General features: G+C 53.3%; 29 protein-coding genes. 26 read left to right on the top strand and 3 right to left on the bottom strand.

Translation table 11 applies throughout. The annotated features are described in order from the left end of the window. On the top strand, positions 1 to 193 hold a 193-nt coding region (locus CFLAV_RS35690), incomplete at its 5' end, for a hypothetical protein (protein WP_007417025.1). Here the strand turns inward: CFLAV_RS35690 and CFLAV_RS21875 are convergent. Beyond that, positions 172 to 729 (bottom strand): hypothetical protein, encoded by a 558-nt coding sequence (locus CFLAV_RS21875; RefSeq protein ID WP_040549743.1) that lies wholly within the window; start codon positions 727 to 729, stop codon positions 172 to 174. The two genes, CFLAV_RS35690 and CFLAV_RS21875, sit on opposite strands and share 22 nt — an antisense overlap. A 163-nt stretch (positions 730 to 892) precedes the next feature. On the opposite strand from CFLAV_RS21875, the gene CFLAV_RS32840 reads away from it, so the two are divergent. The 15 genes from CFLAV_RS32840 (at position 893) to CFLAV_RS21795 (ending at position 12,793) form a co-directional block, all read left to right on the top strand. Continuing rightward, a complete protein-coding gene (locus CFLAV_RS32840; protein ID WP_007417023.1) occupies positions 893 to 1,717 on the top strand; it encodes a C-type lectin domain-containing protein in 825 nt (274 codons plus the stop codon). 585 nt (positions 1,718 to 2,302) lie between these two features. After that, positions 2,303 to 2,692, top strand: a complete 390-nt coding sequence (locus CFLAV_RS21865) for a DUF6331 family protein (RefSeq protein ID WP_040549742.1) — start codon at positions 2,303 to 2,305, stop codon at positions 2,690 to 2,692. A gap of 274 nt (positions 2,693 to 2,966) precedes the next feature. Further along, positions 2,967 to 3,416 carry a hypothetical protein gene (locus tag CFLAV_RS21855; protein ID WP_007417020.1) on the top strand — a complete coding sequence of 150 codons (450 nt, stop codon included), beginning with the start codon at positions 2,967 to 2,969 and terminating at the stop codon, positions 3,414 to 3,416. Positions 3,417 to 3,492: 76 nt separating this feature from the next. Continuing rightward, the gene (locus CFLAV_RS21850; RefSeq protein WP_007417019.1) at positions 3,493 to 3,903 is read left to right on the top strand and encodes a hypothetical protein; all 411 of its coding nucleotides are present in this window, start codon (positions 3,493 to 3,495) and stop codon (positions 3,901 to 3,903) included. A gap of 279 nt (positions 3,904 to 4,182) precedes the next feature. After that, on the top strand, positions 4,183 to 4,770 hold the full coding sequence (locus CFLAV_RS21845) for a hypothetical protein (protein WP_150107535.1): 588 nt from the start codon (positions 4,183 to 4,185) through the stop codon (positions 4,768 to 4,770). Positions 4,771 to 5,094: 324 nt separating this feature from the next. Further along, complete coding sequence (locus CFLAV_RS21840; RefSeq protein ID WP_007417017.1) at positions 5,095 to 5,820, top strand: hypothetical protein; 726 nt, start codon at positions 5,095 to 5,097, stop codon at positions 5,818 to 5,820. A 640-nt stretch (positions 5,821 to 6,460) separates the two neighbouring features. Continuing rightward, positions 6,461 to 6,892 (top strand): hypothetical protein, encoded by a 432-nt coding sequence (locus tag CFLAV_RS21835; RefSeq protein WP_150107534.1) that lies wholly within the window; start codon positions 6,461 to 6,463, stop codon positions 6,890 to 6,892. 777 nt (positions 6,893 to 7,669) lie between these two features. Further along, complete coding sequence (locus CFLAV_RS21830; protein ID WP_007417013.1) at positions 7,670 to 8,401, top strand: phosphodiester glycosidase family protein; 732 nt, start codon at positions 7,670 to 7,672, stop codon at positions 8,399 to 8,401. A gap of 681 nt (positions 8,402 to 9,082) precedes the next feature. Continuing rightward, complete coding sequence (locus CFLAV_RS35685) at positions 9,083 to 9,223, top strand: hypothetical protein (RefSeq protein WP_007417011.1); 141 nt, start codon at positions 9,083 to 9,085, stop codon at positions 9,221 to 9,223. 154 nt (positions 9,224 to 9,377) lie between these two features. Continuing rightward, complete coding sequence (locus CFLAV_RS21820; protein ID WP_007417010.1) at positions 9,378 to 9,815, top strand: TIGR03067 domain-containing protein; 438 nt, start codon at positions 9,378 to 9,380, stop codon at positions 9,813 to 9,815. A 128-nt stretch (positions 9,816 to 9,943) separates the two neighbouring features. Next, entirely contained in the window at positions 9,944 to 10,195 is a 252-nt protein-coding gene (locus CFLAV_RS21815) for a hypothetical protein (protein ID WP_007417009.1), read from the top strand. Positions 10,196 to 10,302: 107 nt separating this feature from the next. Then, positions 10,303 to 10,665, top strand: coding sequence for a hypothetical protein (locus CFLAV_RS21810; RefSeq protein ID WP_040549738.1), 363 nt, complete (start codon positions 10,303 to 10,305; stop codon positions 10,663 to 10,665). A 118-nt stretch (positions 10,666 to 10,783) separates the two neighbouring features. After that, a complete protein-coding gene (locus CFLAV_RS21805; RefSeq protein WP_007417007.1) occupies positions 10,784 to 11,032 on the top strand; it encodes a hypothetical protein in 249 nt (82 codons plus the stop codon). A gap of 229 nt (positions 11,033 to 11,261) precedes the next feature. Beyond that, positions 11,262 to 12,122 carry a hypothetical protein gene (locus CFLAV_RS32835; protein WP_007417006.1) on the top strand — a complete coding sequence of 287 codons (861 nt, stop codon included), beginning with the start codon at positions 11,262 to 11,264 and terminating at the stop codon, positions 12,120 to 12,122. A gap of 356 nt (positions 12,123 to 12,478) precedes the next feature. Then, positions 12,479 to 12,793 (top strand): hypothetical protein, encoded by a 315-nt coding sequence (locus CFLAV_RS21795; protein WP_007417005.1) that lies wholly within the window; start codon positions 12,479 to 12,481, stop codon positions 12,791 to 12,793. A 59-nt stretch (positions 12,794 to 12,852) separates the two neighbouring features. Here the strand turns inward: CFLAV_RS21795 and CFLAV_RS21790 are convergent, their stop codons facing one another. Beyond that, on the bottom strand, positions 12,853 to 13,272 hold the full coding sequence (locus CFLAV_RS21790; RefSeq protein ID WP_007417004.1) for a DUF5069 domain-containing protein: 420 nt from the start codon (positions 13,270 to 13,272) through the stop codon (positions 12,853 to 12,855). Positions 13,273 to 13,463: 191 nt separating this feature from the next. Here CFLAV_RS21790 and CFLAV_RS21785 point away from each other — a divergent pair, with 191 nt between their 5' ends. The 10 genes from CFLAV_RS21785 (at position 13,464) to CFLAV_RS21735 (ending at position 24,266) form a co-directional block, all read left to right on the top strand. Then, on the top strand, positions 13,464 to 14,684 hold the full coding sequence (locus CFLAV_RS21785) for a hypothetical protein (protein ID WP_007417003.1): 1,221 nt from the start codon (positions 13,464 to 13,466) through the stop codon (positions 14,682 to 14,684). Continuing rightward, positions 14,681 to 16,129, top strand: coding sequence for an exonuclease/endonuclease/phosphatase family protein (locus tag CFLAV_RS21780; protein ID WP_007417002.1), 1,449 nt, complete (start codon positions 14,681 to 14,683; stop codon positions 16,127 to 16,129). Before CFLAV_RS21785 ends, CFLAV_RS21780 begins: the two co-directional genes overlap by 4 nt. 128 nt (positions 16,130 to 16,257) lie before the next feature. Further along, entirely contained in the window at positions 16,258 to 17,853 is a 1,596-nt protein-coding gene (locus CFLAV_RS21775) for an ATP-binding protein (RefSeq protein ID WP_007417001.1), read from the top strand. Further along, positions 17,850 to 18,041 (top strand): hypothetical protein, encoded by a 192-nt coding sequence (locus CFLAV_RS21770; RefSeq protein WP_007417000.1) that lies wholly within the window; start codon positions 17,850 to 17,852, stop codon positions 18,039 to 18,041. Before CFLAV_RS21775 ends, CFLAV_RS21770 begins: the two co-directional genes overlap by 4 nt. 164 nt (positions 18,042 to 18,205) lie before the next feature. After that, on the top strand, positions 18,206 to 18,979 hold the full coding sequence (hisF, locus tag CFLAV_RS21765; protein WP_007416999.1) for an imidazole glycerol phosphate synthase subunit HisF: 774 nt from the start codon (positions 18,206 to 18,208) through the stop codon (positions 18,977 to 18,979). Beyond that, positions 18,976 to 19,341, top strand: a complete 366-nt coding sequence (locus CFLAV_RS21760) for a DMT family protein (protein WP_007416998.1) — start codon at positions 18,976 to 18,978, stop codon at positions 19,339 to 19,341. The genes hisF and CFLAV_RS21760 overlap by 4 nt, the downstream gene beginning before the upstream one ends. A 362-nt stretch (positions 19,342 to 19,703) precedes the next feature. Continuing rightward, the gene (gene hisI / locus CFLAV_RS21755; RefSeq protein ID WP_007416997.1) at positions 19,704 to 20,093 is read left to right on the top strand and encodes a phosphoribosyl-AMP cyclohydrolase; all 390 of its coding nucleotides are present in this window, start codon (positions 19,704 to 19,706) and stop codon (positions 20,091 to 20,093) included. Next, entirely contained in the window at positions 20,093 to 20,617 is a 525-nt protein-coding gene (locus CFLAV_RS21750; protein ID WP_007416996.1) for a hypothetical protein, read from the top strand. Before hisI ends, CFLAV_RS21750 begins: the two co-directional genes overlap by 1 nt. Before the next feature lie 24 nt (positions 20,618 to 20,641). Further along, a complete protein-coding gene (gene trpE, locus CFLAV_RS21745) occupies positions 20,642 to 22,165 on the top strand; it encodes an anthranilate synthase component I (protein WP_007416995.1) in 1,524 nt (507 codons plus the stop codon). A 349-nt stretch (positions 22,166 to 22,514) separates the two neighbouring features. Then, positions 22,515 to 24,266, top strand: a complete 1,752-nt coding sequence (locus tag CFLAV_RS21735; protein ID WP_007416993.1) for an aryl-sulfate sulfotransferase — start codon at positions 22,515 to 22,517, stop codon at positions 24,264 to 24,266. Positions 24,267 to 24,494: 228 nt separating this feature from the next. On the opposite strand, the gene ppk1 is transcribed toward CFLAV_RS21735, so the two are convergent. Then, positions 24,495 to 26,651: a polyphosphate kinase 1 gene (gene ppk1, locus CFLAV_RS21730; protein WP_007416991.1), complete on the bottom strand. Its 2,157-nt coding sequence runs from the start codon at positions 26,649 to 26,651 to the stop codon at positions 24,495 to 24,497. Positions 26,652 to 26,748: the final 97 nt, after the last annotated feature.

Raw genomic sequence — 26,748 nt, 5'->3', positions numbered from 1 at the left:
TGAGCCAGGTGAGTATGCCTCCGTCAGCACCGTCCCTGGTGAGGACGACCCATGGAGCCATATCCTGCAGCGCATCGACTGCCGCCAATGCCGCTCGACCATTCCTGCCCACCTCGCGGAGCGCTGGAATAACCTGACCATCGAAGCCGCCCAAAAGGAATGGCGGGAAATCTACCGCGACCCCGAGCTATAGCCTCGTGCCGCCAAGCTACTCCAGTCTTTCCCTCCCTCAAACATGCACCTCGCTGGAGTTGATATTCGCCGCGGACAAAAGACCAACAGAGGCAATCCCAAGCTCAAAAACCAAAGGCAACCCGGTTCAGGAACCGCCGTAACTTGGTACATCCATTCGGTGGTGGGCGATACAACACCGGCTTGATCCATAACAATCGTTAAGCTGGTGGGTGAACCGGGCCCGTATGGTATGAAAAACTGGCCCGCACCGCTGACTTGCCCAGAACTGAAAATGTTCACGTCGTTATAATAGACGTCCATCGTATCCGGAACGGTGTAGAAATTGTAATCGATCACCAAACTGCCGAAGTTGGGCACCGGTGTGAAACTATTCGTTGCAGGTGCACTGCCAGCCATTACGGGAAAGGCCTGTCCAAACGACATGGCCATCGAGCCGAATAAAACGACGAGGGTTAAACCAATTGTTTTCGCGAAGGCTTTGATGCGTGTGTCCAGTTGAAAACTAATGCCGGGAAATGATGTGAATTTCTTCATACGAGTTTGAATATAAGAATTTAGCGTGCTTGAGATGCTACATTCAGTAACCATCCTTTATTGTGTTGCATGTCGTAGTCAAAAGTCTGCTTTGTCCAGATCTTTTCGGCGTCGCCCTTGTAATCCAATCACGCATCTGCTACAAATCCTCAGGAGCACCCATATGCCACCTTGGACCACAAAACTACTCTTTCTGCTGTCATTCACTCTCGTCCACCTTGCTGCCGCCGACCCCATCAGCCAGCGCACCACCAATTCCAGCAACAACCATATTTACATTCTCCTCAACGCCTCCACCTGGACAGATGCGGAAGCCGAAGCCGTCGCCCTCGGCGGTCATCTCGCCACGATCCGCAACCAGGCCGAGGAAGACTGGATCTTTCACACCTTTGGCAGCTACGACAATACCCAACGACTCCTCTGGATTGGCCTGAGCGACCGCGACCGCAAATCCCACTTCACCTGGAGCAGCGGGGAATCCGTCTCCTATACCGCCTGGGCGCCCGGCGAACCCAACAACGTCGGCAGCGGCGAAGATTATGCCGCCATCTTCTATCCCAATCACAGCCAGCGCAACAAATGGAACGACTGGGACAACCGCACCAGCGACCCCATCGGACTCCCGATGAACGGCGTCGTCGAAATCATTCCACCGCCTCCCATTCTCGCCGCCAATAAAACGACCGCCGGCACTCTCGCCACAACCGGCAAGCCAGCTACCAGCAATGCCACCGGCACCGCAGGCATTCAACCAAACCTCGTTCCAGTCGAGATCACCCCCGCCGTCACCATCACCAACGTGCAAGGCGCCGTGCAACTCTACTGGCCCATTTCAGCCGCTGGCTACACCCTCGAAGCCACCACCAACCTCGCCCAACCCTTCACCATGTTCGGCTACAGCGAAGCCACCAACACCGCCCTCGGAATCATCACCGTCACCATCACCAACCCCGGCGACCAAATGTTCTTCCGCCTGCACAAACCCTGAACTTGCCCCACCATAGGTCTAAACTTCTACACGCCACCCACGACGCAACCCACCGCGCCAGCAATCAATTATTCGGTAGGGATGCGTTGCGCGCTTCCCTAACAAGGCCCGCGATTCAACCTTTCGGACTGCCTCACTCGCGCACGCGACCCACGATTCAGCCTCGTAGGTAGGGCGCGTCACTCCGTGCGCGCCGCACTAACTCGGCCCGCGACTCGCCTTTCCAAATGCCTCAACTCGCGTATGCGACTGATGATCCAACCCCATACGCGACCGCACGTTGTCCACCTTTCAGGGTACAAGGGCTGAAAGCCCGCCATTGTTAAAGCCCGGAGTGAAGTGGTGCGAGCCCCGGGTAAATGAATCAAAAAATCCCATCCCTTCTCCCAACGCATCCAACCATCATCCTCCACCGAACCGAAGGGACAAGGCCGCTCTTTACGACCATCACCTTTAACACTCCACATAAGTTGCAATCACCATTCGATCCTTGATTTTGCATGCGCGTGGCGACACTGTCGTTGAAAGGTGTGATAACAAATATTTCCAGACCTGTTAATCGGTCGAATGACTGACCATATGCTTATGCCCAAACCCAATCCCAATGACATCAGCATAGGCAAAGATCAGTGGATTACATTCATTGATGTTATTGGCCAGCAAGGTCAGGCAGTTTCCATCGATCATTTGGTTGATCCGCTGGAGTCATTCTGGACTGCCCTTGAGAGCAATTGTGTTGCAGGGTGCTGCGGCATCGATGCGTTGTCATTGTGGCCGGAAGATATTCAAAAAGCGAGTTCTTCAATGGACCGTGTGGAATTATTAATCGCATTAGTCGCGTTGCGTGAGTTTGCAGTCAGAAATGAAAACAAGATTTTCGTGAGTACAAGGTTGAATAATTATTTCCACAAACAAGTGTTGCTTCAAATAATTGATCATATCCAGGCACATGTCATGTCAACCCAGATCTCCTGACAGAATCTCCCCGCCACAAGGTCCAGCGAACCGGAATATTTATGGCCATCGCACCCAAAAATTCCTCACCCAATTCTGAAGGGCTGAAAGCCCGCCATGTGATAGCCCGGGGTGGAGCGCAAAGCGCGGAGCCCCGGGTAACCCCATCAACAAACATCCCTTCGATCAACAACCTCAACCATCCTCCACCGCCGTTCCGAAGGGACAAGGCCATGGAACCACTTATACCATTCATGCCTTGATTTCGGATGTCGTCAGCGACATCTTTCATCGTATGCAAACCTCCGTATCTCCCATCCTTCTTTTCGCGATGCTTGCGGGTATCCTCGGGTTGGCAGCAATTGTCGTCGCCTTCTGTTTGCGACCCACCAAACAGTCTCGCATCGGATTCACCGTGGCAGTGTTGCCAGCATTACTCATGCTCGCCCTGTTTTACTCGCTGGCGATTCACATGCACCAGAGCCTCGGAGCGTGGCCCACATCCATCGGTGAGCGAGGTTTTCCAGCACCGCTTGTTACGCATGGCTACATCGCCGTGAACTATTTCGGCGTTTTGGTGATGGGCAGTATCTTTGTATGGCCGGTTGCCTTTTTGCTCTGTCTCGCGATTCGACGCTGGAGAGTTTGTCTTTACTACTTGGGAGTATTTGCTCTCACGTGTCTTGTATGCTTCGGCGCGATGTTGCTTGCGCCGTCGCAGTTTTTGAATTGGTGGTGGGATTGAAAACATTGTCGCCTAACCCCTATTAAGCCCGCGCGGTCAGGATGCAAAAGAGGTGAAATCGTAAAATAGGCCACACATGCTATCCCGCAAAACCATAATTATATCGGCACTCATTGTGGGATGCTGTCTCGTCCTTCTAAACTGGCTGTTCGACTCGAAGTATAGCAGATTCAAAAGCCAAAATCCCAAATACCACGCCGATTTCGCAGCGGCATGCGATTCCATCCTTGCGAATCACCCACTCGGCACGAACAAGTATATGGAACTTTCCGTTACGGACACATCTCTCGCGGAGATCATCCGTAATCTGCATCCGGAAAGAATTAAAGTATCCACCAATTGGGTCTGGATCTGGGTCGACAGTTCACATACGGACGGACTCAGCATAACTTGGGAGCCTCGAGATGAATCCCAGACCAATATCTGGAATCTGATTATTGGTTACGGAGAGGGGAAAAACAAGGTGGTGTATGTTTCCAAACGTTAACATGTCACCCAATCTTAAATATCCACGAGAGTGGCTGGAGCGTGTTCCGGCCATTGTATTTTCCAGCCTAAAGCTCGGAGACATTAGGCTCCTCTTGCATCCGGGGGATAGGGCTTGCCGATGGCGGTGTGCCTCGGGACGTTCCTTCAGCGAAGATCCCCGTCGAGTTGCGAATACCAAACACACCGCTCTGGATCCATTTCGATGACGAATAGAATATTATTCGTGTTTGGAGACGCGCAGAATGATCAAGTCTGGTTCCATCGTTTGCCTTCTATTATGACATCCATTTGTTCCCTCCTTTCGTTTATGACTGCTGTTGCGTTATTCTGCTGCGGCTGCCGTACCGCCGCGCCGGGTTATCGCAGCCTGAGCAACAGTGAAATCGCCCTTCATCCGCCTACAAGATTGGCGTTCCCATTACGGATTGGCCCATTTCAGCGGAGCTTTGCGCAACAGAAACTCGATGACCCCAAAAGCATCAGGGTAGGTTACAGCTACGAAGGTAAACATTCACCGAACATAATTACCATCACCGTCGAGCGTTCCAACGTCAGCCCGGCAGAGATGATCTGGTCGCTAAAGCAAGCCTTCACAACCGCGAACCCCGATGCAGCCATCAGCGCGCCCCTCAGTGCCGATTCGCCCGCTCTGTTGCATGACTGGCAGACTGTCGCCATTGATTACTACGGATTTGTTGCAGATTTTCCGCCCAGCATGCGCCATCAACCGCAACGACGTCTTTACGGGGCACGTACGTACGGCGGTTATACTCTGCTTCTCGACTCGACTCCTTTTTACCCGGACTTTGGAAATGTAATTCTTCCCGCTACGGACCGCCTTGTCAGCGAACTCTTCCCAAATTAAGAAAATACTTTCAACAGACGGCATCCATTATTTTTCAACAACTCCCAAAGGCTGAAAGCCCGCCCACGTTATAGCCCCGGGTAACCCGATCAACAAACATCCCTTCGCCCAACAACCTCACCATCCTCCACCACCGTTCCGAAGGGACAAGGCCGGCGGTTACAACACAATCCTCCGCCCAGCAGCAAAGGAAGACGGTGTCAGTCAAAACTTGATTTTGGCTGGCATTAGCGACAATCTAACCGACAATTGTGGTGCAAACATGCCAAACAATGAAAAAATCATCCGTCCGCTCATGAATAGTTGAACCTTGGTTATTTATCTATGAGAGGTTTTGCGGCATTTAATTTTCTGAAAGTGGCCCTTAGTCTGGGCCTCCTCGCCTTTGCCGGCTTGGCAGCTTTCGTCGGTTTCATATGGAATGAAATTTCGCGGGAGGTCGGATATTATCATCATTACGGAGGCGCCTGGAAGACGGAGTATGAAAGCGTTTTTGGTTCTTTGGGCGCCGCGCGCGGCAGGATCGGCGTATGTCTATTTGGGATCGTGTTTATAATCGCGATGTTGGTGTGGATAGGCAAACTTTCAGTGCCAGGCAATCAGAGCCCCAAAAAAAAGACCCGCCGCCGCTTCGGTTCCAACATTGAACGGATTGTATATTATAGACGGAACGCGTTGATCGGCGTCGTGGTGGGCCTGCTCGGCATCGCCATCGCAGTCTTTTCGATCCTGTTCGGAACCATGATTTTCGCGGACCGGGAAAACGAAGTGGTGTTTGCCTTGTTTGTTTTTGTGATCGGTTATGTTGGCGTTATCTGTGGCTGCTACTGGTGGACCAAGGCTAAAGATTGGAATGATGGCTTGGTCGTTATTGGATTGCTGCCTCTGGTCATACTTTTTATTCCATACGTACGGTTGATCTTTGTGGCAGCTCCTTCGCTCCTGCCAATCAGCATGGTCCTGATGCCGATCATCCTGATCGTGATAGTGTCCCTGCTGCCCGATAAATCGGAATGGCCTGCAAGAAAACGCTGGCGGCTGAAGCAGTGAGCTGGCCGATGGCTCCACAGGTTCCCTAAGCGCGCTAACGATTCGATCAACAAAGCCCAAAGGTCCAGCGGACCGACCTGTTTATAGCAACCGCATTCTAAATAATTTCCCCTTCGCTCAAGCACCTCAACCATCCTCCACCACCGAACCGAAGGGACAAGGCCGTTTTTGCGTCTCAGCTCATTGCCTTCTCGAAAGGAAAGTCACGCGCCTATCAAGGCTTGATATTCCATTCTAATGGCGACATCATTGTCGGAGATTTTCGCCTAACGTACCGCTGCAAACCCGACCTTCGCGCTCCGGTTGCAATCCGCGCGTCACGTGGGCCGTGGTCGCTTAGCTTTGGTCGTAGGTGGGGTGGCTCATCCAGATTTGCGCGGAGTCAGTGGAAAAACAAAACTTAACATAGGATGAAAATATGAGGCTTGCTGTCATTGTAGCACTGGCCATTTTCTGGCTTGTTATGGCGTATCTTCAGTTCCAGCGCGGCCATATGGTCCTTGGTATTGTTTTCATCGTTGTCGGCATAGTGCTTACCCTTTATCGGCTGCGGAGATAACAATCGTCCACTGTCGCGGTTCATGTCGCTGGTCAGCGGCGGCTTGGTTTTCTGCGGTTGGCCGACTACGCTCGTTAAAATATGGACACATTACCACCACCTCTGCCAGCGATGGCGCCAGAGCCGCCAAAGAAACCCTTGACCCGGTTTGGCCCGATTGTGAGGGACGTTGCTCTTATTTTTGTTCTTAACTTAATTGGTGGCTTTATAGCAGCCGTAGCTGCAAACGGGACTCAGAAGGGAGAACAGCAGTTTTTGCGGGCGATTTTGCTTTGCAACCTGTCATTCGGCACGTTGGGATTTACCATCAGTGCTTGCCTGGCTCCGGGCAATCGTTGGCGACACCTTCACTACGTTGGCCTTGGGGTTTGGTTAACAGGGCTTATCAATGTTGTCTTTGCTGGAATTGGTATCGGCCAATGGGTTTTGAGTTTGTTTGTAATATTCATTATGGAAGTGATTGGTGGTGCGATTTCTTATGCATTCAAGCGAGATAGTAATCCGTCGACCTAACAACTCGCCAGAGCCAACCGCCGTTGCCGCTTTCCGTTCCGCTGTCGCGGTTCACGTCTGTTAACTCACGTCATGAATGTGCCCGAGCAAATTAGAATCAGCGTTGGAGCATTCTCCGGCAAGCGAGTCGGCTATGCTCTAGCATTCCTAAGTTTAACCCTCGTCCCGGCGCATTTTTACATTTCTTGCGAGGCGAGCGACGCTGTGGCTGGCACGAGTCTGATTTTCTTTCTACTCACCGTTGTGCTGTCGTTCTTAGTTCCGCGCGGCACACCGCACAGATTCCGCCCTCCCGCATTGGCATTTTTAGCTGTGATCGCACACGGGTTTTGCGCACACTGATCGAAACGGGACTTGCCTTAAGGTCCAGCGGCCTGCCTTTAGCCCCTGCGTCACCTAAAATTTCCTTTCCCTTCGCCCAACAACCCCAACCATCCTCCACCACCGAACCGAAGGGACAAGGCTGTTATTGCAACATCATGCTCATCACCCGGCAACTAAGGAGTTCCGTCACATTCAAATCTTGATTTTACACGCTGGCGGCGACATCGTGGTTCCAGGTTTTTTAACATCCAATGAAAAAGGAGTTTTTTAAAAAATTGCGACATCGCTCAAGTCGGCCGGAACGACGCTGCACGGGGTTCAGTGCAAGATGATTTCGGTGAAAATATCCTTCATTGTTTGGATGGCTGGTTCGATGTTCAGTCCATTTATCCATCTAATATACGAGCCGCCGGTTGTATATTAATTGTCAGGCGTTCTGCGCGTTCCATATTTATGAAAAGTTTGCTGTTCACGGGTTGGATTGCGACGATGTTAATACTCAACGAGGCTTCAGCCGTCGAGTTCAGCACCATTGAGGTTGCCGGCAAGCGTGTCACCATCTGCCGCGTTGACGTCCGCAAGGAAAAGCTCCAGTTGTTTCACCGCGATGAGACTGGGCAGCCATTCAAGAATTTCGAACGCCTCACGGCCTGGCTCCAACCGCGCGGCCAAAAGCTCGTCTTTGCAATGAATGGTGGGATGTATCACGCCGATTTTTCTGCAGTCGGTCTTTTGGTTTCCGAAGGGAAGCAGCTTTCCCCGCTCAACCTCACCAACGGAACTGGCAATTTCTTCCTCAAACCGAACGGTATTTTCCTTGTCTCTGAGGCTGGTGCGCTGGTCGTGGAGTCGTCCGAATATCCTCGTCTCCGTGAGCGCGCCATCATTGCCACGCAATCCGGCCCGCTCCTGGTTCAAGGTGGCAAGATTCATCCTGCGTTCAAACCCGATTCACAGAACCGATTTATTCGTAACGGAGTGGGGATACCTTCGCGGGATGTGGCTATTTTTGCCATCAGCGAGGCACCCGTCAACTTTCATGAGTTCGCCACGATGTTCCGGGACACCCTCCATTGCCCCGATGCGCTGTATTTCGATGGCGCCGTTTCAAGTCTGCATTCGACCGAGCTCAAACGAAGCGATAAGCGGATGGATTTAGGACCTATTATCGCGATAACGGAATGAATGAAAGCCTGACAAAACCCTGGAGCCAACCGCCACCCCGCTTATGGGTTTAGCGCGGCTCCTCTTTCGAGCCGCCGTTTTGTCCGGCTGTGGCTCAGTTTTGGTTCGTTAGATCTCATGGCAACAAGAACTTCACAAAGATTGTGGTTTGCGGGAAAGCTGTTGCTCACACTTTTCTTGATCGCTGCTACTTTCAGCGTGGTTATTCCCAACTGCATTGTTCCGGCAACGTTGTCGCATCCAGCATATTTTGCGTGGTCTGGCCTCGTCGGAGCATTCCTTTTTTCCAGTATTTGGGTTTATTGTGTATGGTTCTGGAGAGGATACGATGCTAAGCCTGCGTTCGCCTTAAGGTCCGCAGGACCGGCATGTCTATAGCCACCGTGCCTCCTAAAATTTCCTCTCCCTTCGCTCAACAACCTCAACCATCCTCCACCGCCGAACCGAAGGGACAAGGACCCGCTCACAACACCACGAATATCACCTCGCGGCGACGCGACGCGGTTGCATTCAAGGCTTGATTTTGGCTGCCGCCAAAGACAATGTCACCGACAAATGTGGTGAGAAATCGTTTCAGCATTTGTTCGCCAATGATCGTTGAATGTGGGTCGTTGGGTGGCAGGGCTCATCCGGATTTGCGCGGAGTCAGTGGAAAAACAAAACTTAACAGCGAATAAAAATATGAAGATTGCAGTCATTGTAGCACTGGCCATTTTCTGGATTGTGATGGCCTATCGTCAGTTCGAGCGCGGTGATATGGTCCTTGGCGGTGTTTACATCCTTGTCGGGATAGCGCTTACTGTTTATCGGCTACAGAAATAGCAAGCATCCAGATGCAGCCTGACCATGCGTCACAGCAATCCGGTCATCGCGCTACAGTCGCAATTCATGGCTCCCGTGGGGCCAGGCCGCTGAGCTCTACGTTAGACGTTTATGCGAGTCCTATAGTTCATAACCCTTAACAAATCCACAATTCATGAAATACCTACTCTACATCTGCCTCGCTGTTGCCGCTTCACTGAATGCGTTCGCTGCCGGCTCGCCCGACGACGACGCCAAAGCGGTGCAGGGAAATTGGAAGCCCGCCAAGGCCGAGTTGGCCGGACAGCCCATGGCTGAGGAGATCTTGAAAAGCATCAGCCTCAAGCTGGAGAGCGGTAAGTATGAAGTTTTTGTCGGCGACAAACCCGACCGGGGCACTTACACGGTCGATTCCACCACCAAGCCCAGGAGCATGACCGTTACAGGTACGGCCGGACCGAACAGCGGCAAGACCTTCCCCGCGATCTACGAACTCAAAGGCGATACACTCCGCATTTGCTACGACCTTTCCGGCGCGAAACGCCCCACGGAGTTCAAGACCAGTGCCGGCACGAAACTCTATCTCGTGACCTACAATCGCAAAAAGGAGTAGCTCGTTTCTCCAAATGAACAATAAGCCTGACAATGCTCTGCAGCGAACCCGGCCATTTCGCTCCGGTGGTAATCCACGCGACCCATGGGCCGGGTCGCTGAGCTTGGGTCTAAGCGACTTCGCGCGTCATGCAAAATAAGGCAACAAGAAACCGATGGTTTGACATTGTTTACCTGACTTTTATTTTCGGCCTGGCGGTCGTGGCTGGTGTTTTATTTGCCAAGGGTTTTCATCACAGCGGCCGGGGCTGGATTGGTTCGGTAATTATCGGAGTATTATTTGGCCTTCCATTTGTTTTGGTGGGACATATGTTTTTGCAAGCCGCATTGAGATTTATATGGCTAGTCCGATATATCTGGCACAAAAGTCAACAGAGATGAGAGACAAGTCGCCGGAGTCAACCGCCGTTGGCGCTGGCCGTTCCGCTGTCGCGAGTCGGTGGTGGCTCAACTTTCTACGTTGGACGGCATTCGTGCATTTAGGAAATATGGTGGAACGCAAACCAACAAGTTATCGAAGCCTGATTAGAATCGGTCTGGTGGTTTGCGCATCAGAGCCTTTATCGCGTTTTGATTTCCTTCTGGACTCCCGGGCCGATGTTTTCAGATGGGCACCAATGGAAAGCCGCGTTTTCTGTGGTGTCTCGCTGGCTAATACGAATCTACAAAAATCGGCTTTTGGAACTGTAGCAGCTTTTGGAGGCAAGGCCACAATGGCAGTACGTAACTCCTGGTTTTCGACAACGAACAAGACACAATTGACCAATGTTGAAAATACTTTCAACGACATGAAGCGGGCCGGTATTTCCTTTCCCTATGGGTTGACGTTAAAAACGATTCCAACCCCATGAAGTTGACCTTGCCGCCTGACCATGCGCCCCAGCGAGCCCGGCCATTGTGCTGTCTTTGCAATCCACGCGTCCCGTGGGCCGGGTCGCTGAGCTTGGGTCGTATGTGACTTCGCATGTCATGAAGATTCCAATTCGATTGCTCAAAGGTTTGATATGGGTCTATCTGTCCCTCGGCGTCCTGATTATTTTGGCGATCGCTTCTACGCTTTTCATTTTTCCCCTGTTCTCGCCCGATGGAGGAGCCTCGACCGACACCTTGGATGTGATGGAGAAGGTTCTTCTTTATTGGGGGATCATTTTGCTCCCTTTCTTGAAGATTGCTCAGGTATTTGTGAAGAGACATCAGCCTGGCAAGACCGTGGCCTAACCCCTATTCAGCCCACACCATCCACCACCGACCCGAAGGGACAAAGCCAGCTTCTACAGCATCGCCTCGTTGACTTTTCCACCAAAGAGCGCAAATGCCATTCATTGCTTGATTTTGTGTGCTACCAGCGAGATTGTCGTGGGGCGCAATGAAAAGGAAGTGCTTTTAATACAGGCAGCATCATGCAATTCAAATTTACCAAACAATTGCTGCATTACCCAGGTCAATCATGAAATCCTTCCGCCTGCTCATCATCATCCTTGGCGCGGCGGTTGTTTTCGCCCTTGTAGCGATGGTCTGGCAGGCACGGACCATCCGCAACTTGCGCACGGAGGAGGCTGCATTGCGGGAGGATTTGCGGAGCACACTGGCGGTTGCGTTGGACAAGACACCAACATCTGCGGCGGAGCAGGCACAGCGGGAACGGCTGGAGCTGATCAAGTTGCGGCATGAGACGCGGGATTTGCGGGAGAGGCTGGCCGAAGCGCGGGCGCAGCAACCAACCGGCTTCAAGGGGCTGATCCGTTCGCTGCTGTCGTCACATGCAACTCCGCCGCTGCACCTCCGGCCCGAGTATAAGGGCTTGGAGAAGAACTTGACGAACACGTATGCGCAGGCAATGCGTGGCGTAAACAACGGGACGAATGAGTATGTGCGATTTCTGTCATTGCACACCGCTGCGAAGACGAGCCTGGCCATGGGACGCACGGAGGAAGCCCGGCGTTTCGCCGAGGACGCTATGACGTTGAATGAAAAGTACAGCCACGGCTCGCCGGAGAAGGCGAGCGGGGACGTCGTGCATGACGCGAACCTGGTGCTCGGACGCATTGCGGTGGAAGAAGGCCGGCTGGAAGATGCGAAGCGGCATTTGCTCGCGGCCGGCCACAACACGGGCTCGCCGGTCCTAGGCAGCTTTGGTCCGAACATGGGTTTGGCCAAAGATCTCCTGGAGCACGGCGAACCGGCGACGGTGCTGGAGTATTTCGAGTTGTGCCGGAAGTTCTGGGGCGAAAATGCGAAACTGGATGAGTGGAAGAAGGAGGTGGAGGCGGGAAGAATTCCTGATTTCGGCGGGAATTTAATTTACTAAATGCCGGTTGCGCCTTTGTTGTCACAGCTTGGCCCACACCTGCGCCACGCCACTAGGATGTTGAGCAGTGGCGCAAAGTCGAGATTTTGGTTCGCGGTGCTTTTACATTTTGGTCGTCCGTTGGTCGGTATCCAGATACCGTCAGTGAGGCGCGTAAGTTCGTGGCGTCACCCAGGAGACTCTCAGAAGGAGAGAGATTGGCTGGACAAATTCGGAAGAAAGCGGTGTAACAAATTGCAATCAACAGCCGCTGCGCCTTCAGTATTGGACGGTGTGCGAGATTCGCTGCTCCTGGACTTCCTTCGTGCGCGGTTTCCTGTGGCCGTACTTGAGTTTGGTCCTTACAATTCCTTGCGATGTTGCGTCTCTTCATAGTTGCAGACCGGTTTCAGATTGCGGGCAGGGGCTGTGTGCTTGTTCCTGGCCTTCCCTGCGAGCCGGGAGACCCCATCGTACATCGCGGAGCGCGTATTCGGTTGCGGACGCCCACCGGAAGAGAGATAGACACGTTCGTCAAGGAGCTTGAGCTGATTTCGTATCGAAAGCGACCGCAGAAGTTTGCAGCTCCTGTCTTGCTTCCGCACGACATCATGAAGGACGACGTTCCCGTCGGGACTGAGGTGCTGCTGCTGGAGGAGACGTATAAGACAGTCAAACAGCCCGGCACTTAACCTGAATGCTGCCAGTGCCACGGAGCGGGATTGGCAGTAACAACGTCTTCCAGAGCGACCTACTTCTTCCGTCCCTCATCCACCTCGAAATATTCGAAAAGGGTGAAAATGTCCTCACGTTGGCTTAAACCGCTTTCCATTTTAAAGCGCTGCAGCACTGCCGTTGCCGGATCGTTCCAGCCCAGCTTCGTGGCAAATTGATTCCAAATCGTGACATCACCGTCATTCAATCGGCGTCCCTGCTGAAAACACCACTCCAGGATTTCCTCATCCGAACCACCCTGGAGCACACGTTCGCGCAAGTCTGCATACGCCACCCTTAGAAAATCTGTGCACCGGCCATCGCCCCCTTTGCCCAGATTGGCATGGAAATCAGCCCTCAACTCGCCACGCGCATGCAGACGGATTTTATCCAGCATCCGCGCAAAATAAACCAGGCCATTAACTTTCTCGTAGGCGCTTTTCGGAACTTTGTTCATTGCGCCATTATGACATCAGTCGGTCCGCGCCGCTACCAACAGAATACCATTTCCAACCGGACAACGTCCTAATCCGCAACTTGAAGTCCTCCCTTTTCAGCCATTTCGCATTGACACCTGCATCGTTGCCGGTTGAGATAACCTCAAAATACTATGAACGCTGGCCGGACCAATGTTGGGAATCCAGTTTTATGAAAAGCCGCATCGCGTGGTTCTGTCTCGTATTGCTGATTTGGGCTTCCGCTTCGGCGGTCTTCGCTGCACCCGAGGAGCCAGGCAAGTCTGCCGATGATAAGACCACGCTGGCTGCGCAGGAAAAGGAAGCCTGCATCAAGAATCTGAAAGTGATCTACGAAGCGATTCAAGCTTATCAGGCCGACAAAAAGGATATTCCGAACTGGTTGTCCGACCTGGTGCCGCAATATGTGACCGATGTCAACGTCCTCCTTTGCCCGGTCTGCAAGCGGACGGGCCAGACGGAAGCCCGGGGACTGGCCGATCCTCAAATTGCGACTTCCTATGTTTATGAATTCAGCACTGCGTTGATGACCATTAAATCCCTACAGGTCACCAAAACGAGGCGTGAATGGAAGCGCCAGCAGATGGGGCTGGCGGGCTCGGTGGTTCCCATTGTTCGTTGCCGGCATCATACCCCGCTGTTGAACCTCGCTTATGACGGCAGGATTTATGATAGCGGAACCTCGTGGGAAACCTTGCTGACCAATCGCATGGACATTGCCGAGTTGAAGCCCGAGCGCATCTTTGCCGCAGAGAAGAGGAAAGCTCCAGCGACTGCCAAATCTGCGCCAGCGCGTTTTCCCGCACGTGATCGGCAGGCCAAGCCCGGGCAGTTGGATCTCGGCAAATTTTACAACACCTCGTTGACCGAATCGTGGCTTGGCAGCGCGGGCCACAGTCTGGCGGAACTTCCCAGCGGCTTGCAAACGCTCGGTTGGGTGGACTGGGACATCCGCGGCGTCGTCCAGCTCGCTGGCAAATCGCCTTCCTCCAAAAAGTTTCCCGAACAGGCGAAGGACATCCAGGTGCATCAAAAATGTCAGCGCCTGCACTTCCTGCATGCGGCAGGCTTTGGCGCTGCGAGCGACGAAGGGACGCAAATTGGCACTTATATAATCCATCTCGCCACCAGCAACAAACAACTGGAAGTTCCCATCATCTACGGCCACGATGTTCGCAACTGGCATGTCCTGCCGGGCGAACCGCCAGCGCCGGAGGATCTGGTCGTCGCCTGGACCGGGAGCAACGAAGTAAGCAAAGACAAAAATATGAAGATCCGGCTGTTTGAGACCACCTGGATCAATCCGGCGCCGGACGTGGAAGTTCAAAGCGTCGATTTCGTATCAAGCATGGCGGGGCCAGCGCCATTTCTCATTGGCATCACTGCAGAATGAACAAGAACGCGCCTCTAACATTTTACGCGCGCGGTTGCTGGCTGGCATGTCTGGCCTTCTGCTTCTGCCTTCTGAATGTCCAAGCCGATACCATACGCCTGACCACCTGGAATTTTGCCCCGGTATTGGTGGGGGCAACCAATGTGTCGCCGCAGCAGGTTACCGAAATCCGCCTGCAGGAAGCAGCAGTGATGCTTAAAAACCTGCATCCGGACGTCATTCTGCTTCAGCAAGTGACCGATTGGAATAGCTGCAAAAAACTGGCTCAATATCTGAAGCCGGAGACTTACCGCGTGCTGACCTGTTCCTCCTTCAAGTCAGCAGGCGGCGCGCAGCAGGTGGCCATCTTATCGCGAAACCCAGCGCTGATTGCCTGGTCGGAACCGTGGAAAAATAGGAGCCAATCTGTAACTGCGGGCGGGTTCGCTTTCGCCGCCATTCGTCTCGGCAATAAAAATGTGGGCTTCTTTACGATTCAACAAGGTGATGCCGCTTCAGCGAAGCAGTTGCTTGGCCAAATCGATTCCTTTCGCAACTGGACCGCCAATCGGGCTGAAGCGATGGTCATCGCCGGAAATTTCGTTGACTCTCCAAAACCGGCGCATACGAATGGCCCGAGGATTCTGGAAGAAGCTGGTTTGGTTGGCCGGGCCGCCGAGATAGCTCAGAATGCCGGCAGGAAACCGGCTGGCGATTACCTTTTTCTAAAGAACGCCGGGTTTGCGAATGAGCGGCAGATTTCATCCGATGTATTATCCAGCCGCCAGTTGATCACCTACGATCTGGAATTGGACCCGGCGAAAATCATGGTTGCTGAAACTGTCCGGCCCGAGCCTCTGCCGGCCAAAGTTGAAACCACCGAGACCCAGCAGGCAGAAACACCGGTGGTCCTAGCGGAGCCGGTGCCGAAAGCAGTGGGTCAAATCGATTTCCGATGGTTGTGGGGCGGCGCAGCGATCGTCTTGTTTCTGGTGGTGATCATCATTTGGAATCTGGCCATGCTTTCCCGCAGGAAGGCGAATTCAAACGTCGTGCCCATGATTCCGGAGGGCGCCAATGACCTGCAAACCTGGCAGCAGCGTGCCCTGTTGGCCGAAAGGCGTGCTGACGAGGCGAATGCCGTGATGAGGGAAGGTTTGTTGCCGCACTTAAGTCACTGGTTGAAGGAGAAGCTGGTCCGAAAACTTCTGTCGCAACGGGCCGAGTTGATGGAAACGCAGCAGGCGGCCGCACTCCGGGCTTTGGCCATCGATGAGCGATTGGCAAAAATTGAATCCCAGATCCAGCAGCGCAATGAAATTTACGAACAACGAATCGATGAATTGACCGAGGAACTCAAGGTGGCCAAAGAGGAAAATCGCGAGTTGATCCGGGCCAAGATTGCCCTGGTGCGAGCGGAGATGGAAAAAGATCGCACGAAATCGACGCGTTACCGGGAGAATTGATTATGTTTGGCGGACCGGATCGGAGTCCATTGCCGGCATTCGGTCCTTTCCAGTTCAGGCTGTTACCTCCGCAATTCTTGCAAAAATGACCAATCGGGTATTTATTATGGCAACCTGTGGCTTAATCTATGTTGTTACGTATTTTGCATCTTGAAGATCACCCGGATGATGCCTTCTTTGTTGAGCAAGCTTTGAGTGACCTTGGTATCCCCGCCAGCATAAACCAGGTGCACGGTCACGCCGCCTTTGCCACTGCACTTGAATCCGAGCCCTACGATCTCATTCTGGCCGATCACGCGATGCCTGGCTTCACTGGTCTCCAGGCGCTCGAAATGGCCCGCAAAAAGCTCCCTGAAACCCCGATCATTTGCCTCTCCGGGAATTCTGATCGCAAACAAATCCAGGCCAGTTTCGCCGCTGGTGCCAGCGATTGTGTTCACAAGGACAACCTGCGGCAGCTCGCTGTCATCATTGAACGTTATTACCAAAACCGGCAATTGACACGGCGCAACCGCGCCATGAAGTGCCTCGTCTCCGCCGTTCAGGAACTTTCCCTCGCGCGCGATCTCCCAACCGTCATGGCCATCGTCCGCCACGCCGCCCGGGAACTCACCGGTGCCGATGGCGCCACCTTCGTCCTGCGCGAAGGCGAGTGTTGCCATTATGCCGATGAAGATGCCATCAGTCCCCTCTGGAAGGGGCAACGCTTTCCTCTCAGCAGTTGCATCAGCGGTTGGGTCATGCTCAACCGCGAGCCAGCAGTGATTGAGGATATTTATAAGGATCCTCGCATCCCTGCCGATGCCTACCGCCCCACCTTCGTCAAAAGCCTGGCCATGGTACCCATCCGCCCTGATTGTCCTCTCGGTGCCATCGGCAACTATTGGGCGCAAGGCCATTTGCCCACCACCGAGGAAGTCGAGTTGCTCCAGACCCTCGCCAACACCACCGCCGTTGCCATGGAAAATATCCAGATCCATGACGAACTCGAACAGCGCGTCAAAAGCCGCACGGCCCAGTTGGAAGCCGCCAATCACGAACTTGAAGCCTTCTCCTACGCTGTTTCCCACGACCTCGGCGCACCTCTGCGCAGCATACAGGGTTTTTCCGGTCTCCTGCTTCAAAAGTCCACCGCCAAGCTGGACAAGGATGAGAATCTCTGGGTCCAAAAGATCCGGAACGCTGGTGATTGCATGGGCCAGTTGATCGATGACCTGCTCCGATTGTCGCAAGTGGTTCGCGCCGAGTTGAAACTCGAGCAGGTGGATTTAAGCCAATTGGCGCGCGATATCGTTGCTGGATTCTCCTCCTTTCCCGCCCGGCAGGTGGATGTCAACATTACGTGCGACCTCATCGTCGATGGCGATCGCGGCTTGCTGAAGGCCGCCCTGGAAAATCTCCTTTCCAACGCCTGGAAATACACCTCCAAAACTGCGCAGCCCTGCATCGAAGTCGGCTCGACAGAACAACAAGGCCAGCCTTGCGTTTATTACGTGCGCGACAATGGCGCTGGTTTCAATATGGTGAATGCCAAAAAACTCTTTCAACCCTTTAATCGACTGCACTCCGACAGGGAATTTGCCGGAAACGGTATTGGCCTCGCCACAGTCCAGCGCATCATTCAGCGTCATGGCGGCCAAATCTGGGCCGAAGCGGCAGTGGACAAAGGAGCTACGTTTTACTTCACCTTGGGCAACAAAGGCGAAAAGTTACAAACAGAATGACTACGGAACGTAAAATCGAGTTGCGGCAAAAAATAGATCGCGGCATCAAAGCCGCTGTCGCACAGGCCTTGGAGGAACACCGCCGTGCCGGTCGCCCCATTGCCGTCTGGCGGGATGGCAAGGTGGCCATTATTCCCGTGCCCGAGCCTCCTTCCGATCTGGTCCTACAGGAAAAACCAAAGCCGTAGAGGCTTTCGTCTCCTGCATTTATTCGCCTGAATCAACGGTTAGGCCGAAATTCTTTGGCGCAAAGCCGCTTTCCCGCTATGTTTCTCCTCGTGTCGGCTGATATGGCCACGAGCCCGCTTCAGCCCATTATAGTGTACCAATTTAAAACGTAATAATTAGAATCATGCTCGCCCGACGCGTTATTCCTTGTCTCGATGTCCATGATGGCCACGTCACCCGCGGCGTCCAATTTGGCAAAGCCGAAGCTGGCGAATTGCGCAACGTTGGCGATCCGGTGGAACTCGCTCTTCGCTATAATGAGCAGGGTGCTGACGAAATGGTTTTCTTCGATATCACCGCCAGTGCCCAGGGTCGTGCTTCCATGGTCAGCGTCATTGAACGTGCTGCCGAGCAATGTTTTATGCCTCTCACTGTCGGGGGCGGCATCCGCACCGTGGATGACATGTATACCATGCTCCGCGCAGGGGCGGATAAAATCAGCATCAATTCCTCCGCCCTTGCCAATCCCGATCTCATCCGCGCCGGGGCTGAAAAGTTTGGCAGTCAATGCATCGTTGTCTCCATCGACGCTAAGAAAGTTGCGCCTGACCGTTGGGAAGTTTTTTCGCATGGCGGCCGCAAATCCACCGGCCTCGACGCTGTCGAATGGGCCAAAAAAGCCGTTTCACTAGGCTCCGGTGAGATCGTCCTCAACAGCATCGATGCCGACGGCACCAAGGCCGGTTTCGACCTCGTCATCACCAGTCGAGTCAGCGAGTCGGTCGGCGTGCCAGTCGTTGCGAGCGGCGGTGCTGGTTCATTGGAACACATGGCCGCGGTGTTGCTGGAAGGCAAAGCCGATGCCGTTCTCGCGGCCAGTATTTTTCATTACGGCGAATACACTGTCGCCGACGTAAAACAATTTCTAGCGAAACAAAACATTCCCGTTCGTTTATGAGTCTTCCGCCAGCTGTTCTACAATCCCGTTGGTTTCCCATCGTTCTGTTGGTTTTCTCAAACGTTTTCATGACCATCGCCTGGTACGGTCATTTGAAGCACAAAGGTTCGGCTTTATGGAAAGTCATCATTGTGAGCTGGGGTATCGCTTTCTTTGAATACGTGCTGCAGGTGCCGGCAAATCGCTATGGCAATTCGGTCTACAGCGCCCCGCAACTTAAAATCATCCAGGAAGTCATCACCCTCTGTGTCTTCTGCGTTTTCGCCATGCTATATCTGGGCGACCGGATTCGCTGGAACTACGTCGCTGCCTTCATCTGCGTCCTGGCTGCCGTCGCCTTTGCCGTCGTCCCGAAAAACTAACAGGGCCGAGAGCTCGCGGGTGAGTTGATCCCCGGGTGGACGCATTCTCCCCTCAGAAAGTTTGCCGCCACACCATTTCTCTCGACACGGGGTCCAACCGTTTTTAAAATACCCTCATTGCCCGAACTCAATGAGGGTATTTTATAGTTTATTTTGCGTCAGGCCAGTTCGTTTAAATATTTGGCTCAGGGCGGGTTCTATTGGTGATGCATTAGCCGTGGTGGGATTTCGGAGTTGCGCCAATTCGCAAAACCAAGTGTTTTTCCACCGGATTGTGGCGGCATTAAGATACATCTGCCCAGCAGTTGATCCCGTTAGTCCTTTCCTACAAACGTTTAAATATGCTAATTTGATCACTGCAAATGAGCTTTTACGACAAATTAAAGTTTAATTCGGACGGACTGATTCCTGCCATCATCCAAGAGCAATCCACTGGCCGTGTTGTCATGATGGCCTGGATGAACCGTGCCTCCATTGAAACCACCATCGCGACTGGCAAGACCCACTTTTGGAGTCGCTCCCGCCAAAAATTCTGGATGAAAGGCGAAAGCAGCGGCCATACTCAGACCGTCAAGGACATCGCATTTGATTGCGATGGCGACACGCTCTTGATCCAGGTGGAGCAAATCGGTGCGGCTTGTCACGAAGGCTACAAATCCTGCTTCTTCCGTTCGGTTGAGGAGAGTGGCGACGGTTTTAAGACGACTGAGCCGCAGTTGGAGACGCCGGAACAGATTTACGGCAAGAAGTGATGGATGGAACAGTTCCATTTGGCAGCCCGGATTACTTCATCATGCTCAGTTTATTGGCCTTTTCCCGGGCCATGGATTTCCTGAGCACCTGGGTCGCCACGCCCACTTTAATGCTCGAAGGTAACCCCCTCGCCAAGAAACTCGGCTGGAGGTGGGGCATGTTGTTGAACCTGGTCATGTGCCTTTCCCTGGCTGCCTGGCCGCTATCCGCCATCGTCATTAGCACCTCCAGCGTGCTCGTAGCCGCACGGAATTTCCAACAAGCCTGGCTGATGCGATCTCTTGGAGAGGAAACCTATCGCCATTGGCATGTGGAACGGGTTCGGGAAACACGCATTTCGCTCTATCTTTTCTGTCTATTCGCCCAGACGACGCTCACGGCGGCCGTTGGCGGCGCCTTGATGTATTTTGGTGATCTTTCCCTGATTCCCGTGGCCATTGGCTTGGGCATTGTTTCGTACGCAGTCGCCGTGGCGTTCTACACACTGCTTTCTGTCTGGCGTCTGCGCCGGGTGATGAGTTAACATTCAACCCAGTCAGGATACGCCATGTATTCACCAACGCTTGAATCATTTACGGAATTGGCAAAGCAGGGGAACCTCATCCCGGTCACCCGCCGCATTCTTGCCGATTTCGAAACACCACTTTCTGCCTATCACAAAATCCGCGGACAAGGAGAATCGTTCCTCTTTGAATCCGTCGAAGGCGGCGAACATCTTGGCCGCTACTCCTTTGTCGGTTGCAATCCCCGCGCCATCATCCGCCAGACCGGCGACCGCGTGGAAGTGATCGAGAATGGCAAAGTCATTGAGAAATTCGCCATCCGCGAGGCCCGCCCCGACTGCTCACAATGCGTCCACGACGGGCTTGAAGTGGTTGAGCGGATCATGAAGCGTTACCGCGCTGTTTCCATTCCCGGTCTGCCGCGTTTTACCGGAGGTGCCGTCGGCTTCATCGGCTATGAATTCATTCACGATGTTGAGCCGGTCGTGCCGCGTCCCGCCAAGGATGAACTCAAGACCCCCACGATGTATTTCCTGATCGCGGATGAATTGCTGATCTTTGATCGCGTCGCCCAAACGGTGACCATTCTCGTCAACGCCATTCTCGAGGAAGGTGTGACTCCGGCAGATTCCTATGAAAACGCCGTGGCTGAAGTGGATCGCCTCGTTTCCCTTTTGGAGCAACCCAGCAATTACAAGCCGGTGACCGTGCCCACTGATGTTCCCTCCCTGCCGTTCGAATCGAATGTCACGAAGGAAAAATTCATGGCCAACGTGCTCAAGGCCAAGGAATACATCCGGGCGGGGGACATCATTCAAGTAGTCGGGTCGCAACGCTTTTCCACGCCCGTCAAAGCCGCTCCAATCGATATTTATCGCGCTGCCCGATCCATCAATCCTTCGCCGTACATGTTCCTCCTGGAACTCGACGGTTTCTCGCTCGTTGGCGCTTCACCCGAGTTGCATGTTCGCTGCGAAGACCATAAGGTCGAAATCCGGCCCATCGCCGGCACCCGTCCCCGTGGCAAGACGGATGAACAGGATTTAAAGAACGAAAAGGATTTGCTCGCCGATCCCAAGGAACGCGCCGAACATGTCATGCTGGTCGATCTAGCGCGCAACGATCTCGGGCGCGTTTGCGATTACGGCACGGTGCAGGTCAAAGATCTCATGGTCATCGAGCGGTACAGTCACGTGATGCACATCGTATCGCAGGTGGAAGGCAATCTCTCCGCGAGCAAAACCCCTTACGATTTGATGCGCGCGACGTTTCCTGCCGGCACTCTGAGCGGCGCGCCGAAGGTGCGAGCCATGCAAATCATTTCAGAACTCGAACAAACCCAGCGCGGCACTTACGGCGGCTGTGTAGGCTACTTCTCCTTCAACGGCAATCTCGATTGCTGCATTACCATTCGCACTGCACTCATCAAGGATGGGAAGGCCTATGTTCAGGCGGGTGGCGGTTGGGTGAATGATTCAACGCCGGAAGGGGAATTCGACGAGACCGTGAACAAATCCAAAGCCATGCTGAAGGCCGTGGCCTTGGCCGAGAGTTTTACACAAAAGTAAACTCCGGTCGCTAAAGTTTCTCCTTCCATCGGCCTAAGTTCAGATCATGCACGATGGATGAACCGTCGCGATGGCAGCATTGGTTTCAAATCAATGACGGATGTAGGTGATGCCATTCTGATTTGCTTTCCACGAGAGCGCCATGACCAACATGGAACTGACGCCAATTATTTCCTGAAACCTTTCTTCTCCGTTTGCGTCTTAAGCCCTGATGCCGGCTCATTCGATCCAGCATCGGTTGGCTAATGTCTGACATAAGACATGTTGACACTGCCGACAAAATATTTAGGCTCGTGCGCATTATATTTATATGAAAGTCAGGTCGTGCCGTTCTTTAAGGCGTGGATTAATGCCTTTGTGTGTCTGGTCTGCGATTTTAACTGTTTCCACCAGTTTGCAGGCATTAACAATTGTCTCCCCGCCATCATTCACCAGTGCGGTGAATGCGCCGCTGGCCGGGACCCTTCAACTCACCACCGATCAGCCTTCAAGGATCAGTGTGTCTGTAAATGAGGGGACAAACACCTGGACGAAAAATTTCTACGATTACAGCACTGTGCATTCGATGCCGTTGCTGGGATTCAAGGCGAATCGAACCAATGTAATCACGGTCACCGTGAAGGACAGGCTCGGGAACGAAGCAACGGCTGCGAATCCATTGACCTTCATCACCGCTCCATTACCGAGTGACTTTCCGACGATTAACTTGTTGCAAAGCAACCCGGAGAAGATGGAGCCTGGATATACTTTGTTCCGGCCAGTGAATAACAACGATAGCAAAGGTTATCTCACGATTGTGAACAGTGCCGCTGAGGTGGTCTGGTATAGTGGCGCTACTTCCAGCCTGGACGTGAGGCAGCTTTCCAACGGCGATCTTTGGGTTCCCCTGCTAACCAGCATTAACGAGATCAACATGCTGGGACAGACGGTCAAAACATGGACATTGCCGGCAGGCAAGCCGTACAACCATGAATCCTACCTAACGGATCATGGAACAATTCTTTATTTGAGCGATGCCACCCGGGTGGTAACCAGCTTCCCAACCAGCGCGACAATTACCAACGCGCTCACAAAAACCACGAATGTTTGGCACCAGCCGGTTATTGAACTTTGGGCAACCAATGCAGCCCTGGCCAATATATGGCAGCCAATCGACATCCTCGATCCCCGAAGAATCAGCTATCTCACGTTCAGCAGCCCTGCCAGTGCCTACGGGGTGGACTGGATGCATGCGAATGCAATTACTGAAGATCCTCGGGACAACTCACTGATCGTATCCCTGCGGCATCAGAACGCAGTGGTCAAATTTTCACGGGCGACGGGCCAGCTTAAATGGATTCTTGGTACGCACGATAACTGGGGGCCAGAGTTTCAACCTTACCTGCTCACTCCGGTAGGTGAGCCATTTGAGTGGCAATACGGGCAGCATGCCACCAAGATCACGCCTCAAGGAACATTGCTGCTTTTTGATGATGGAAATTTCCGGGGCAGCCCTTTCGCCACTCCCCCCCTGCCTGACTCGCAAAATTACAGCCGCGCAGTGGAATACCAGATTGATGAGGAACGCATGGAAGTGTCCCAGGTATGGGAATATGGCGCGAGCCCGGCGACACCGATTTACTCGGTCTCAAGAGGCGATACGGAATGGATGAATCAGAGCGGCAATGTATTGATTACGTATGCTGATACCGCTTATGTGAATAACCTGCCCTGCAGTCAGTACTCGACCAATGCGCACATGGCCCGCATTCAGGAAGTAACGCACGACGCGGTTCCCGAGGTGGTGTTTGATTTTGCCGTGTTTGATTATGGCAATACCAGCTCAACCTACAAAGGATATGCCTGCTACCGCGCCAATCGGATTCGGGATCTTTATCCCACGAAGCCAGTGACAGATCTAAGCGTGCAATATGTCAATAGCCAGGCACAGCTGCGATTCTCTGGTGATGAGGCCAGACTTTACTACATTTCAACCTCAACGGATCTGGTGAACTGGACTACGCTCGGAACCGCAAACTCCGATGGTGAAGGGAATTTCACCTACCTGCATGAGCAGTCGCCAGACGATCCTTTCCATTACTACCGCGTGCTCACGCAGTAGGGAACCTTCAGGCTGCACTATATCCAAAAACATTGCGCTGCCGCCTGTCGGAGTTATCGGGCCGTGGGGGGTGGAAGGGAGCGGGCTGTATAAATCGACCAGTCTCCAGGCGATTCACGCGGGTGAATTGTAGCGGTCATGGTCCTGTTTCATGAGTGCGGAAATCGGCTCGCTAACCATTTACCCGCGGTGCAGCAACCATTCCTTGTCTTTTCAAGTGACGAGGGATCACTTCTTGAGCGCTAATGGGCGGGGCACCAGTTTTACCCGTGGGAATCTGGTTCGGTCTTTTTTGCCCCGTTCTCCACTGCCCCGGCCATTCAATGTGAGTTTAACAAATTCCGTCTGGCTTCGGTGTGCTGTTTCCCCGCGCTTTATTACCGCGCGCGCATAACTTCCATCCGGCCGCATGATTCGCGCTTTAACATTATCCTTCAATTGCAGGGCCAGTATCTCGCTGATAATGCGCTCGCGCAGGTTGCCGTCTTCGACCGGGAAAACGACTTCAATGCGGCGAAAGAAATTGCGTGGCATCCAATCCGCACTGCCCACAAATAATTCGGGCTGACACGCATTCTCAAAGTAAAATATCCGGCTATGCTCGAGAAACCGGTCCACGATGCTGCGCACCGTGATGTTCTCGCTGAGGCCTTTGACGTTTGGCCGGAGACAGCAGATGCCACGCACAATCAGGTCGATCTTCACGCCCGCCTTGGAGGCCTCGTAAAGCGCCTCAATCATCTTCTGGTCCACCAGGGCGTTCATCTTGGCAATGATACAGGCGGGCAAACCTTTGCGCGCATTTTCGGTTTCGCGTTGAATGAGTTCCACCATGCGGTCATGCAGTTCAAACGGTGCGACCAACAGCTTTTGCGTGCCTTGAAACTGGCAAATGCCGGTGAGCAGGTTGAAAAGATTGGTGGCATCTTCACCGAAGGCTGGCCGGCAGGTGAGCAAGCCGATATCAGTATAAAGCCGCGCGGTGGTCGGATTATAATTGCCTGTCGCCACATGCACATAACGGCGGATGATGTCCTCATCACGCCGCACCACGAGGCACATCTTCGCGTGGATTTTGTAGCCCACGAGTCCATAAACCACGTGCACACCGGCTTCTTCCAACTGCCGCGCCCATTGAATGTTATTGGCTTCGTCAAACCGCGCCCGCAACTCCACCACCGCCGTGACCTGCTTGCCGTTTCTCACGGCATTCATCAAGGCACCAACGATGCGTTGATCGCCGCCCGTGCGATACATGGTTTGCTTGATGGCCAGCACCTTGGGATCCTCGGCGGCTTGCTGCAAAAATTTGACTACGGTATCGAACGTCTCATACGGATGATGCAACAGTATGTCCCGCTCCCGGATCGCGGCAAATAAATCGCTTTGATCCGCTAGCGCAGCGGCAACGGGCGCCACGAACGGCGGGTCACGCAGTTCCGGCGAATGGTCCCCTTCATAAACGGCCATCAGCCGCGTGGGGTTCAGTGGTCCATCAATGATGTAAAGGTCGTCCTCGGTGAGTTTGAGGGTACCGAGGAGAGCGTTGCGGAGGTCAAACGGGCAGTCCCGTTCCACTTCCAGGCGGACAGCATCTCCTTTGCGACGGTTGTGCAACTCGTTTTCCACCGCTTTCAGCAGATTGGCGGCTTCTTCCTCATCGATATACAACTCGCTGTTGCGCGTGACGCGGAAGTGCCAATAGCCCAGAATCTGTGTGCCGGGGAAAAGGTCGGCCAGGTAATGGCCAATCAGGTTACCCAGGAAAATGTAATCCTGACGCCCATTTTCACGCGGCAGTTTTACCAGTCGCGGCAACACGCGTGGCACCTGCACTACGGCCAGGTGTCGCAACATTTGTCCCGCCTGCATCATTTCCAATCGCACGATAATGTTGAGCGATTTATTGAGTAATTGGGGAAAGGGATGGGCCGGATCCAGGGCGAGGGGCGTTACCACGGGACGCACCTGCGCGCGATAATATTCCTCCACCCACGCCAGGTCCTCCTTGCTGAGCTGATCGAAAGAAAGAAAATGGATGCCGTTTTTCTCCAGAGCCGGGCGGAGTTCGTTATTCCAGCAGGTATATTGCTGGTCCACCATGCGCCGGACCCGGCGGGTAATTGCTTTAAAAGTCTCGGTGGCCGTCAGCCCATCCACACTCCGTTCCACCACATCGCTTTCAATCTGCTGCTTTACTCCTGCAACTCGAACTTCAAAAAATTCGTCCAGATTGGAGCTGGTAATGCAAAAGAACTTCACCCGTTCGAGCAGTGGATTCTTGGCATCCAACGCCTCGTCCAGCACGCGTTGGTTGAACTCGAGCCAGCTCAGCTCACGGTTAATGAATTGAGCGGTTTCATACTTTTTCGGAGCACTTCCCATAGTTACGTCTGTTAATAATAGCAACTTTTTGGTGAAAGGCGAGTTACATCTGTGTTACGGCCCGCCGCGAAAAACATTGTCATCATCCCAAGGTGGT

The sequence above is a fragment of the Pedosphaera parvula Ellin514 genome (assembly GCF_000172555.1).
Taxonomy (GTDB): domain Bacteria; phylum Verrucomicrobiota; class Verrucomicrobiia; order Limisphaerales; family Pedosphaeraceae; genus Pedosphaera.
The sequence above is the reverse complement of the archived record's forward strand: the minus strand, read 5'-3'. Positions and strand labels throughout refer to the sequence as shown.